At 64.4% G+C, this 11,653-nt stretch carries 9 protein-coding genes; 4 read left to right on the top strand and 5 right to left on the bottom strand.

The features are described from left to right. Nucleotides 1–865 precede the first annotated feature (865 nt). Nucleotides 866–1,144 carry a hypothetical protein gene (locus GF399_10550; GenBank protein ID MBD3400754.1) on the bottom strand — a complete coding sequence of 93 codons (279 nt, stop codon included), beginning with the start codon at nt 1,142–1,144 and terminating at the stop codon, nt 866–868. Nucleotides 1,145–1,692: 548 nt separating this feature from the next. On the opposite strand from GF399_10550, the gene GF399_10545 reads away from it, so the two are divergent. From GF399_10545 to GF399_10530, 4 genes are all read left to right on the top strand, one after another. Further along, the gene (locus GF399_10545) at nt 1,693–2,685 is read left to right on the top strand and encodes an iron chelate uptake ABC transporter family permease subunit (GenBank protein MBD3400753.1); all 993 of its coding nucleotides are present in this window, start codon (nt 1,693–1,695) and stop codon (nt 2,683–2,685) included. 28 nt (nt 2,686–2,713) lie between these two features. Beyond that, entirely contained in the window at nt 2,714–3,082 is a 369-nt protein-coding gene (locus GF399_10540) for a hypothetical protein (GenBank protein ID MBD3400752.1), read from the top strand. Between the two features lie 439 nt (nt 3,083–3,521). After that, a complete protein-coding gene (locus tag GF399_10535) occupies nt 3,522–5,903 on the top strand; it encodes an endonuclease MutS2 (GenBank protein MBD3400751.1) in 2,382 nt (793 codons plus the stop codon). A 428-nt stretch (nt 5,904–6,331) separates the two neighbouring features. Continuing rightward, nucleotides 6,332–6,658: a hypothetical protein gene (locus tag GF399_10530; GenBank protein ID MBD3400750.1), complete on the top strand. Its 327-nt coding sequence runs from the start codon at nt 6,332–6,334 to the stop codon at nt 6,656–6,658. Between the two features lie 71 nt (nt 6,659–6,729). On the opposite strand, the gene GF399_10525 is transcribed toward GF399_10530, so the two are convergent. The 4 genes from GF399_10525 to GF399_10510 form a co-directional block, all read right to left on the bottom strand. Further along, nucleotides 6,730–8,421: a histidinol-phosphatase gene (locus GF399_10525; protein MBD3400749.1), complete on the bottom strand. Its 1,692-nt coding sequence runs from the start codon at nt 8,419–8,421 to the stop codon at nt 6,730–6,732. 9 nt (nt 8,422–8,430) lie between these two features. Continuing rightward, nucleotides 8,431–9,900: a hypothetical protein gene (locus GF399_10520; GenBank protein ID MBD3400748.1), complete on the bottom strand. Its 1,470-nt coding sequence runs from the start codon at nt 9,898–9,900 to the stop codon at nt 8,431–8,433. A 248-nt stretch (nt 9,901–10,148) separates the two neighbouring features. After that, on the bottom strand, nt 10,149–10,766 hold the full coding sequence (locus GF399_10515; protein MBD3400747.1) for a hypothetical protein: 618 nt from the start codon (nt 10,764–10,766) through the stop codon (nt 10,149–10,151). 73 nt (nt 10,767–10,839) lie between these two features. Then, the gene (locus GF399_10510; protein MBD3400746.1) at nt 10,840–11,577 is read right to left on the bottom strand and encodes a DNA replication protein DnaC; all 738 of its coding nucleotides are present in this window, start codon (nt 11,575–11,577) and stop codon (nt 10,840–10,842) included. Nucleotides 11,578–11,653: the final 76 nt, after the last annotated feature.

The raw sequence follows: 11,653 nt of genomic DNA, 5'->3' as shown, positions 1-11,653 counted from the left end.
GAGAACTTCCGGGGCTGCGCCGAGCGCCGGTCAACAGCCCACCACGGTGGTTTCAAGCGCAACTCCAGACTCTCTATCCGTGAAAGGTCGTTCCGCTTCAACCACCGGAACGACGAAAAATGTCTCGATAACCGTCAGGATACGCTGATAGAGGATTTCACCGGCAACGATTTCGCCGATTGCTGTTCACGGTAGTCGATGAGCAGTCCTAGATGGTTGTTGCTAAACGGTGGTTGTATTTGACGCTCCCTGATGAGAGTAACAGCGCCCGACGGGGGAGCGAACAGCCCCGGGTTGTTAGTGCCGATTTGGCAACCTTGATAAGCCTCAAGCCTTGCCTCAACAAAGCGTCATTGAGCGTGCCCCGCTCTTCCAACTGCCTTTTACTGGATATGCTTTCGGCATTTGCAGGTCCAGCGCCGGTACGTGATATCAAAAGGAAACCGGTCTGTCGAGTCGTCCAACTGGACTGCCGATAGTGCAAGACGGACGTTCGTAGGCGCTGTTCCGCCCGGAAATAAAAAGCGACGCCCTATGAGCTGTCTGACAGCTGTCTGACAATGGAATGCGCATCACAACCCGTTCGGTGCCGAGCCGAACCGCGCGCGGTTCCTCACGATAGACCAGCCCGGCTGCTGCAAGTGCGGTTCGGGCCGTTCAACGGCGTGGTTCCGGCGGGTTCATGCCCGTGAGATACTGCCTTTACTGAGTACCGGGTGTTCAAGCGGTACGCCGACAACGAGTCCTGCCGGCGGCCCAACCACCGCGCCGGAGACGTCGATACGCCAGGGTGCTCAACCGGGCCGGCCGCTGCCGTCGCTATCGGGATGTGCGACCGGTACCCGGTCGGACAGCAGCCGGGAGCTCAACCCTGGGAGCGCCAGGCGTTACGCTGGAAGCGCCAACCGCATTCGTAGTTGGTGACGTAGATCAACAGCTGGTTGTCGTCGCCGTTGAAGGTGCAGTTCTTCTTGCGCAACTCTTCGGCCAGCTCGCGGCTGATCCGGCTGCCGACGTGCTTGTCCCAGTCGCCGACGTAGTGGTTGTCGGCGTACTTGCGCAGTCCGTGTTTTTCCAGCAGGCCGCCGAGATCCTGCCGGATGTGTGTATCCTCGAGATCGAACTCGACATGCATAAACTTCATCTCGTCCTCCCCTGACTCTGCTGCCAGTCTTTTTGGATTTCATCTCGCGGGGATAGATCCCGATTGATCCGGCTAGTTCTTTTTCCCGGCTCGGCAGACACGGACCCGGGAGTTGATTGAGTAACTCCAATCGGTGGTGGAGTGCCAGTCAAGCTGGACGCCCAAGCTGGTCCCCAAGCTAGTCCCCAAGCTAGTCCCGAAGCTAGTCCCCAAGCCAGTCCCGAAGCTAGTCCCGAAGCTAGTCCCGAAGCTAGTCCCGAAGACCCTTGACTATTTCGCCCCGTTTGCCTGTGGCAAAGTTACAAATAAATAATACTACGCTGCAATTAGGGCCGTCTGTGATGCGGGTCACATTTTCCTTAATGATAACTCATTTCTCTCAGCAAAGTGAAGACCATAGTGAACCGATCCCTTATCTCCGACCCGCCGCGGGCACTCCTTGACAGGCAACAGTGGCGAGCTTACTATTAGCCAAGTCGTGTTTATTACTATGACATCAGTCGGCTTAACCTGCAGCGTCCTCTCGCGCAGCCGGATCGGAGCCCCGGATGGGGTGTGCTGAGTCCATATCGTGGCGCGGGATCCGCCGGCGCGAAACACTGCTGCTGGGCTTGCTGGGCTTGGGTGCCGTTACCCTGGGCCTGCTTGTCGGGCCGGCTGATTTCGCCACCCCGGGCGTGTTGATCCTGCGCCTGGGCCGCACCCTGCTCGGTCTGCTGACCGGCGCCGCCCTGGGGGCCGCGGGAGCCACCCTCCAAGGCCTGACCCGCAATCCCCTGGCCGACCCCTACCTGACCGGGGTCAGCGCCGGGGCCGGTGTCGGCGTGGCTCTGGCCGCCCTACTCGGTATCGGCGGATTGACCACCCTGGGCTTTCTCGGTCGCCAGGCCCTGGGCTTCCTCGGCGGCATCGGCGCCGCCCTGCTGGTCTGGCGCCTGACCGGACGTCGCCGCGGCGACTCCACCGGGCTGATCGTCGCCGGGGTGGTCACCAACGCCGGCCTCTCCGGGGTGATCCTGATCATACTGGCCTGGCTGCCGCTGTGGAGTCAGGGGGCGGTACTGGGCTGGCTGATGGGCGACCTGGCCTCGCCCCACGTCGACTGGGGCCCGCTGATCCTGGCCGCCGGCTTGATCGCCGCCTGCCTGGTCTACCTGCTGACCCGCTCCCGGGAACTCGACGCCCTGGCACTGGGCGAGCGCCGCGCCCACTCCCTGGGTGTCGACATCGACCGCGCCCGCGGCGGAACACTGTTGGCCGCCGCCCTGGCCACGGCCACCGCCGTCACCCTGGCCGGCATCATACCCTTCGTCGGCCTGGTAGCCCCCCACCTGGTCCGGGTTCGGCTGGGCGCCGAAAACCGGCGCCTGCTGCCCTTGTCCGCCCTCGCGGGTGCGGTTCTCGTCGTCCTGGCCGACAACGCCGTCCGACTGGCCGTGTGCTATCTGGGCCTGCCCGGCCTACCCGTCGGCGCCGCCCTGGCCCTGATCGGCGGACCATACTTCTTCATCATCTACCGTCGCCGAAGCGTCAACCGCTAACCCCGCCTCATCAAGAAGGGGGCCGCAGATGGTTAACCTGGTCGAAACAGTAAACGAGATTCTCTACGAGGCCGCCGAGAGGGCCGGATTGGACGAGCTGCTGCTCATCGGCGACGAGGGCTTGGTCATCGCCTCCTATGGCAAGGAAACCTACGCCGACCTGCTCAACCTGGTCTCCATCCAATTGCAGAAACCGATCGTCGAACTGCGCGGTGACTCAATCGGCGCCGACCTCGACGAACTGGTGACCACCACCCGGGACAAGCGACGCTTTTGCTTTCGCTTCTTCAGCGCCAACGGCGAGGAGTACGTACTGGCCGCCGTCTTCCCCAAAAAGAACGCCTACCGCCGGGCAACTAATATCGCCATCCGCCGGCTGAAAAAGATCCTCGCCTGAACCGACGACGGCTCCGTGCAGAAACATCCCCCCCGGAAGGGCTTGCATTCGAGCCCGCTCCGGGTTATCTTTAGCGCCCGGCGCGCCGACCTTTGAAAAACAGCCACCACCGGCGGCTTACCCAACAACCCGACGCCGGAACTGGCACGGTTTTTGCAGAGGCGGACCGTTGCCGGAGCTGACAACGGTCGCCGAGATGCAAAAACCGTGCCAGTTCCGGCCTGCGTCCTTGACCGGCGGTTTTGCCAACAAGCAAGTTTTTCAAAGGTCGGCGCCTGCGGAATTGGCCGGAGAGCTAACTAACAATTGCGGGCTGTTAAGCCGCGGATAAGCGATTGGCAGTTATGCAATTGCGAGCTGATCCGCTGACAAGCGCTTCCGGACGTTTTGTTTACCGTTGCGGTACTGTCCAGGCGACGGGAAAGACCAAGCAAGACCAATGCCCTTCGACGAGCACAGCCTGGAGCTGATCGACCTGCCGCCGGTCCTCGAGCGGCTGGCCGGCCAGGCCCGCACCGTTTCGGGAAAGCGACGGGCCCACGGCTTGCGGCCTCTGGCCGAACCCGCTGCCGCCCGCCGCCGCATGGAGCTGATCGCCGAGTTGCAGGTCCGCCTCGGACAGGGTGAAACCCCGCCCCTGGAGCGCCTCGAAGATCTGGAACCGGTCTTCAAGCGTCTGGATTCACCCCGGCTGTCCCTGGAACGGGCCGATTTGTGGGCGCTGCACCTGCTGGTGGTCGTCGTCGGCGGTCTGACGGCCGTCGAGCCCGACGGGGAGGTCTTTCCCCGGCTGTGCGCCTTTCTGGAACGCCTGGAGAGTCTGACGGGACTACGGGAGCGGTTTCTCGCAATCTTCGACGAGCGCGGCGAGGTCCGCGACGACGCCTCCGCCGAATTACACCGGCTGCGTAGTCGCCTCGAGGACCGGCGCCGGCGGCTCCAGTCCCGGTTGACCGGCCTGCTGGATTCCGCCGCCGCCGCCGGCGCGGTCAGCGAGGAGCTGATCACCCGTCGCGAGGGCCGCTTCGTCATCCCACTGTTGCGCGATTTCCGTGGTCGTGTACCCGGCATCGTCCACGGGCAGAGCAAGAGCGGCGCCACCCTGTACGTCGAACCTCTCGAGGTCGTCGAAGCCAACAACGAGCTGGCCGCCCTGGGCTACGAGATCGCCGCCGAAATCCAACGCCTGCTGGCCGAGCTGACCGAGCACGCCCGCCGTCGGTTGCCCGCGCTGCGTCGCGATTACGACCTCGTCGGCGAGCTCGATTTGCTGACGGCGGCGGCCCGGCTGGTTCGCCGCCTCGAGGCCCGGCCCTGCGAATTGACCACCACTGGTCACACCCGGCTGATCCAGGCCCGTCATCCCCTGCTGGTGCTAAATCGTGAGCGGATCGACGAGGTCGTCCCCATCGATCTCGAGCTAGGTGAACCCCATCAGGTGCTGCTGATCACCGGACCCAACGCCGGCGGCAAGACCGTGGCCCTCAAGACCGTCGGTCTGCTGACCGTACTGGCCCAATGCGGCCTGCCGATCCCCGTCGGTGAAGGGTCGAGTATCGGCTGGCGGCAGACCGTATTGGCCGATATCGGCGACGAGCAGTCCGTGGCCGGCGACCTGTCCACTTTCAGCTACCACGTCCGTCGGTTGGGCGAGATCCTGGAGGCTGTCGGCGAGCGGGCCCTGGTCCTGCTGGACGAGATCGGTACCGGCACCGACCCGGACCAGGGCGCCGCTCTGGCGATGGCCACCCTGGAAAAGCTGCGCAGCCACGGGGCCTGGGTGGTGGCCACCAGTCATTACGATTCGCTCAAGGGCTTCGTCTACGGCAGTCCCGGGATGGAGAACGCCGCCGTGGCCTTCGATCCCCAAACCCTCGAACCGCTCTACCGCTTGACCACGGGAACACCGGGGACCTCGAACACCCTGGCGATGGCCCGCAACCTGGGTCTGAACGCCGAACTCGTCGCCGAGGCCGAGGGTTACCTGGACGATGACTACCTGCGGCTGGACCGCCTGATCGAGGAGCTGGAATCCGAACGCAAACTACGCCGCGACGCCGAGCGGGGGCGCCGGGAGGCCCTCGAAGAGCTGATCCGGGTCCGCCGGGACGCCGCCCGTCGGGTGACCGCCATCGAGGCCGGACGCACGGAAAAACTCCAGCGGCTCAAACAGGAGCTGCAGGAGGAACTCAAGCTGGCCGAGGCTGAGACCGCCGCCGCCGCCCGCAGGTTGCGCGACGAAAAAAGCGCTCCCACCGACGCCGGCCTGAGCAAGCCGAGGCGGCGCCTCCAGCGTCAGCGCGAGCGGCTGGCCCGCGAGCTGCAAGAGCGCCCTGGAGCAGCGGCCGCGGAGCCGCAATCGGAGGGTCAAAAACCCGCCGAACTGGCCGTCGGCCAACGGGTGCGTCTCGACGGCGCGACAACCGCCGCCGACCTGCTCGAGCTCAAGGGCGACGAAGCAGTCATCGCCATGGGGGCCGTGCGGATGACCGTCCCCGTCACCAAACTAACCCCGACCGCCGACGGCGCCCCCCGGCGCAGCGGCGCCCTGGACAACGTCGAGGTCGCCGACCGCGACGTCTCCCACGAACTCAACCTGCGCGGGATGCGCGTCGAGGAGGCCCTCGAGGTGCTGGACAAGTACCTCGACGACGCCGCCCTGGCCGGGCACGAGCGGGTGCGCATCATCCACGGCAAAGGAACCGGCGCCCTGCGCTTCGCCGTGCTGGATTTCCTGCGCGGCCACCGTCACGTAGCCGCGTTCTCCACCCCGGAGCCCCAGTTCGGCGGCACCGGCGTCACCGAGGCCGAGCTGCGCTGAGAGGACGCCGCCTTCCCGCGACCAGCGATAAAACCCGCCGACCGGCGGGTTTGCTGTTTGCTTTCCAGCGTCGACAGCGATCGTGCGCCGATTGTGCAAGGGTGAGCGCGACCTTTGAAAAACAGCTTCCGCCTGTGACCGGCGTGTGCCCGCCGCCCCGCCGGAACTGGCACGGTTTTTGCAGCTCGGCGGCCGTTCCGAACGACGATAACGCCGCGCCTGCGCAAAAACCGTGCCAGTTCCGGCGCAGTCGCGGCCGCACCGGGCGGGTGTTCGAAGGGCTGTTTTTCAAAGGTCGCGCAAAGCATACCGTGTAGTATACCGTGGAATGATAGGCACTGACAGAATATGTCAGCTTGCTGATAGATAATAGATGCGGAGTTTCCGAATATCGATTAGTAGACACGTGACAAGCTGGGAGGATAGGGATGGATTTGGATAACATTCTCTACGAGTTAGTCGAGCTTATCGAAAGGACCAACGGCCTGCTTGACGGTCATTTTTCAGACGCAAAAAAAGACATCCAAGAGTATGCCACCAAGGCGGCGAAACCAATACTGGATGCACTGAAAGACTATAAAAAAGAACAGATTAATATGGCTGATTTTAGAAAGCGTGTAAGGCAAACCCGCTCGTCAGCCAAGATGAACTCACTCAAGGCTGCCGGAGTGAGTGAAAAAAACGTCAAGAGCTTCTTGGATGCCTACCTTGAACAGTTGGCCAGTATCCTGGCGGGTACAGCGGGCGCCAAATAGCCAGGTCCGAGCTGATGAGAAGCCGGCCGATTGCAGGCCGGCTTTTCAATTGGGAATAATGAATGGCGGTCTCACGGACGGCGGGAGCGGACCCATTCCAGCAGCTCGTCGGCCGGGCGGGTGTTGAGGACGTCGCCGGGGCGCAGCCAGCCCTTGCGGGCGATGCCCACCCCCTGGGGCAGGTAGTCGAACATTCCGCGGTTGTGGGCGTCGGGATTGATGCAGATGGGGATGCCCAGTTCCCGGGCCCGGCGCAGGATGCGCCAGTCGGCGTCGAAACGCATCGGGCTGGCGTTGAGCTCGAGGGCGACGCGGCGTTCGAGCAGGCGTTCGAACACGCGGTCCCACTCCAGCTCGTAGCCCTCCCGGGCCAGCAGCAGCCGCCCGGTGGGGTGGCCGAGGATGTCGCAGTAGGGGTTGTCGAGGGCGGCCAGGATGCGCTCGGTGGCCGTCTGCTTATCCATCGACAGGTTGGAGTGCACGCTGGCGATGACGAAATCCAGTTTGGCCAGGACCTCGTCGGGGTAGTCGAGGGCGCCGTCGGCGCGGATGTCGGATTCGATCCCGGCCAGCAGGCGGCAACTGGAGTCCTGGTCGTTCAAGCGCCGGATGCTTTCCAGCTGTTCGAGAACGGCCTCGGCGCTGAGGCCGTCGGCGTAGAAAGCGGCTTGGGAGTGGTCACTGACGCCGATGTAAGCGTAGCCGAGCTCCTCGCCGGTCAGGCGGAGCTCTTCGAGGGTCTGGGCGCCGTCGGAGGCCGTGGTGTGGACGTGGAGTACGCCGGCGATGTCGTCCGTTGTGATCAGCTCTGGCAGTTCACCGCTTGCGGCCGCCTCGAGCTCGCCGGTGTTCTCGCGCAGCTCCGGGGGAATCCACTGCAGCTCCAGGGCGGCGTAGAGCACCTCTTCGTCGACGTCGCTCAGTTCGTCGAGGTCGAGGCCGCGCTCGGCGGCGAGGCGGTACAGGCCCTCGCGGTGTCCGGCGTTGCCCGTGGTCAGCGCCAGCGCGACGCCCCAGCGCTGCGGCGTGGTCCAGCGCAGCTCGACGTCGATGCCCCGGTACTCGAACTCCAGGTGCTCGGCGTCAGCGGTGAACACCTCGTCGGTCTCGTCGAGTTCGCTGACGGCGGTTTCGACGGCCTCGGCACCGCCCTCGTCGACGACGGCCAGCAGGTCGATGTCGCCGACGGTCTCGGCGTGACGGCGCAGGCTGCCGGTGACGGCGACGCGCCGCGTCCCGGCGGCCTCGATGACGGGCAGCAGCTCGGCGGCGGCCTCGTCGGCCTCCGGATAGAGCCGGCGTTCGCGGTATTCCTTGAGCAGTTCGATCCCGGCCAACACCTTGTGCTGCATCTTCTCCCCGAATCCCTCCAGCTCGAGCAACCGGTTCTCGTGGCAGGCGTACTCCAGCTCCCCCAGGTTGGTGATGTTCAGCTTGTCCCACAGCGTCCTTACGCGCTTGACCCCCAGCCCCTTGATCTCGAGGATTTCGAACAGCCCCGCGGGCAGCTTCTCCAGGCGCTCGGTGAGCTGGGGCAGCTCGCCCGTTTCCAGCAGGTTTTCGACCTTGGCGACGATAGCCGAACCGAAGCCCTCGAGTTCGCCCAGGCGGTCCTGTTCGACCAGCTCGGCGACGGGCTCCTCCAGGCTCTTGAGTGTGCGGGCGGCGCGATGGTAGGCCCGGGCCTTGAAGGGGTTCTCCCCCAGCAACTCACTGGCTGTACCCAGCTGGTCGATGGTTTTGGCGATTTCTCGATTGTCCATGCTGCCGTCCTACTGGCTGAACAGGCTGATCACGCCGCCGATGCGTTCCCAGATCTCGGCGACGTGCTCGCCGGCCTGCAGCAGATCTTGCCACAGCGGCGGCGGACTCATGAGCAGGTGGTCGACGGCGATGATCCGCTCCCAGGGTAACTCGACCTCGTCGGGCGGCCGGGGTTCGCCGGCGGCGTCGCGGAACTCGACCCCGGCCTCGAGCAGGGCGTTGACGAACAGCCGGGCGAGCAGGCCCAGGCCGCAGGTCGAGCCGTGGAAGCAATCCAGGGAGACCAGGCCGCCGGCGTAGCGGTTTCCCTCCTCGTCGACCCGGTAGAGCTCAAGCCGCGGCAGGGGTTTAAGCTGCAGCAAGGGGTGATCGCCGCCACCGAGAAAACGGCGCAGAAAAACATCGGGGCGGTAGTCCTCCCGTCCGGCCAGGCCGTTGAGCAGCCAGGCGTTGTCGACGATATGCCAGTCGAACTCGTCGGCGATGCTTCGGATGGCCTCGTTGTAGGCGTCGATGCGGCCCTCGATATAGAGAACGTTGTCGACGGTCAGGTGCTTGGTGTCCGCGGGGTCGGGGTCGTCGTCGGTGTTGTAGAAGTGGATGTAGAACTCGTAGTGCTCGCCCTTGGGGCCGAAGGCCCGGGGGCCGACGCCGCGTAGCAGGGGGGCGATGGTGACGTAGGGCAGGGTGGCGACGAAGACCCGGGCGTCGGTCTGTTCGTCGATACGCTGGGCCAGTTCCCGGTAGGAGGCCTCGAAGGCCGCCGGATGCCAAAGACTGAACTCCTCGTGCAGGCTGGTCTTGGGCGGCTCGGGACCCGTCTCGACGATCTCCAGGCTGGTGACCGTCCCGGCGGCGTTGTTGAGACCGATGTTGAGGATCAGGTTCTCGATCGGACCCTGGCTGCGTTCGATCTCGCCCAGCCAGTCGACCATGGCGTGCTTGTTGAGACGGTGCTTGGCGGCGGGGTTGAGGATGCGCCGGGCGGCGCGGTAGACGGCCGAGCTGGGGAACTTTTCGATGAGCTGGGAGCGCTCGTCCCAGCGCCGACGACGGATGACGGCGTCACAGTACTCGCCGGTGATGCCGTAGAGGTCGGCGACGGTGAAACTGAAACAGGCCAGCAGGTGGTAGGGGCCGGCGAAGGAGCGGGCCCGGGCGCCGTAGCCGTGCTCGTAGTACTCGTCGCGCTCCTCCAGCCAGTTCTCGACGGCCGGTTTGGCCGCCAGCACCCAGTCGATCAGGTCCAGGCCGCCGCCGCCGAGTTGGAACTGCAGGTCGTGCAGCAGGCGCTCGATATTGAGCGGCAGCCCGCCCATACCGTAATGGGGTACGCAGAAGTCGAAACCGCCGCCGAAGCCGACGCTCTCGCCCAGACAACGGGCGACCAGAGCCGGATAGCTCCACTGGGTTTTCCAGACGGCGCCGGAATTGACCCCCTGGGTCATCGAGTCGCCGAGGGCGACGAGTCGCGGCATGGGCAACCTCCCGCCGGTGCGTTGTCGCCGCCTATTGTACCAAAAGGGGAGCCGACGCGTCCCGCGGACCGTCGGCGATAGGACTCGAGGTCCGCCGAAGGACAATCAACCAGGTAAGCAGCAGGGGCGACGGTGAAGTGTCGCCCCTTGACAAACTTGCCAGCTCGGTTGCAACCCTCGTGGACCGGCGGGGAGTTGAAAACCGCCTGCTCGGTCGGGATGAAGCGTCGATGCTGGGGGTTCGCCGCCTACTGCAGGATGGTGTAATCGTCGGCGTCCAGATACACCTCGCCGACCTCGGTGTCGTCGGCGATGAAATAGGTAACCTTGGCCACGTTGTCGGTGTCGGCGAAGACTCCGGCCTCGTCGGCGTAGACCGACAGCTTGGCGTAGCTGTGGTCGACGCCGAGCTCGTCATCGGCGGCGTCGAGCCAGTCCTTGGCGTCGTCGTAGTCCGGCAATTCGGTGTCGGTGAAATTCTGTTGGAAGAAATCCGTCGAACCGTCGTAGAAGACGTAAACGATGTAATCGGCCTCACCGTGGTCGCCGTTCTCACCGTAGAAGAAGAACCAGGCGCTGTTGTCATGGGTGTTGCGCAGCAGACCGTCGTCGCCGAGATCGTTGGCGCCGATGCCCAGCAGGATCGGGTCGGCAAAACGACCGTCGGCTACGCCGGCGGCGATATCCAGGGCCCAGGCCAGGCTGTATTCGACGATCTCACCGTCGCCGTCGCCGTCACCGTCGCCGTCACCATCGCCGTCACCGTCGCCGCCATCGGTTCCGGTGTCGCAACCGATGAACAAGACCAGGCCGCAGCAGGCCAGCAGCAGGAACAGGGTCAGCAGTATCTTGGAAAAAGCGCGCATGTTAACTCCCCGTTGGAGGACGGTTGATTCGCTTGAAAACTATTATACCCCTTCGCGGTAGGTAATAAAAGGGCTAATCGGGTTCGTGGCCCGCGTGGAAGACTTTTTGGCGAAAATCATCCGTACCGCCGATGTGGACGTGGCGGCAGAGTTCATACAACCGGGAACGCAGACGCTCGCCGATGCGGTCCGCCAATGTTTCCTTCTGGTACGTCGAGCGCTGGTCCGGGTAGTTGGTGGTGATTATCACATGACGCCGGGCGTTGAAGCGCCGGGTAATGATATCGGCGAAGGTGTCCCGGACCCAGCTTGTCAAATGATAAGCGCCCAAATCATCCAGCAGCAACAGGTCTACTCCCAGCACCCGGCGCACCAGGCCGTATGAGTTTATCCCGGCGGCGTCGTCGAAACCGGCGCGGATCTCACCGATCAGTTCGCGGGAGTCTGCGAACAGGACGCTGTGGCCCTTCTCGACGGCGATCTCGCGCAAGGCGCTGACAGCCAGGTGGGTCTTGCCCACACCGCAGTTGCCCGTCAACAACAGGCCGGCGTCGCAATGGGGAAATTCGTCGACGAAGCGACGACAGGTCTCCAAAGCGCGGCGTTGGGTGGGAGAGTAGGGACCGTCGTAGCGCTCGAACGTGCAGTGGGCGTAGCGCGGCGGGATGGCGGATTCGGCCAGCAAATCCCGCCGACGGCTGCGCAGGCGGCACTCGCACATCCGGAAACGCACACGGCCCGCCTCGTCCGTGACGGGACGCCAGCCGCGGCCACCGCATTGCGGACACTGTTCGCTTTTCTCGGCGCTCATTGTTAACTCGGTCGGGTGTGACGATCAGTTTTCTTGTCGTGCGCATTGCCTCTCGGATAACCCGGTGTCGCGACGG

The organism is Candidatus Coatesbacteria bacterium (genome assembly GCA_014728225.1).
Classification (GTDB): domain Bacteria; phylum RBG-13-66-14; class RBG-13-66-14; order RBG-13-66-14; family RBG-13-66-14; genus WJLX01.
The sequence above is the reverse complement of the archived record's forward strand: the minus strand, read 5'-3'. Positions and strand labels throughout refer to the sequence as shown.

Excerpts from the sequence above, each read along its gene's own strand:
- GF399_10525 (MBD3400749.1), bottom strand. The coding sequence starts at position 8,421 with ATGGACAATCGAGAAATCGCCAAAACCATCGACCAGCTGGGTACAGCC.
- GF399_10550 (MBD3400754.1), bottom strand. The coding sequence starts at position 1,144 with ATGAAGTTTATGCATGTCGAGTTCGATCTCGAGGATACACACATCCGG.
- GF399_10535 (MBD3400751.1), top strand. The coding sequence starts at position 3,522 with ATGCCCTTCGACGAGCACAGCCTGGAGCTGATCGACCTGCCGCCGGTC.
- GF399_10520 (MBD3400748.1), bottom strand. The coding sequence starts at position 9,900 with ATGCCGCGACTCGTCGCCCTCGGCGACTCGATGACCCAGGGGGTCAAT.
- GF399_10530 (MBD3400750.1), top strand. The coding sequence starts at position 6,332 with ATGGATTTGGATAACATTCTCTACGAGTTAGTCGAGCTTATCGAAAGG.
- GF399_10540 (MBD3400752.1), top strand. The coding sequence starts at position 2,714 with ATGGTTAACCTGGTCGAAACAGTAAACGAGATTCTCTACGAGGCCGCC.
- GF399_10545 (MBD3400753.1), top strand. The coding sequence starts at position 1,693 with ATGGGGTGTGCTGAGTCCATATCGTGGCGCGGGATCCGCCGGCGCGAA.
- GF399_10515 (MBD3400747.1), bottom strand. The coding sequence starts at position 10,766 with ATGCGCGCTTTTTCCAAGATACTGCTGACCCTGTTCCTGCTGCTGGCC.
- GF399_10510 (MBD3400746.1), bottom strand. The coding sequence starts at position 11,577 with ATGAGCGCCGAGAAAAGCGAACAGTGTCCGCAATGCGGTGGCCGCGGC.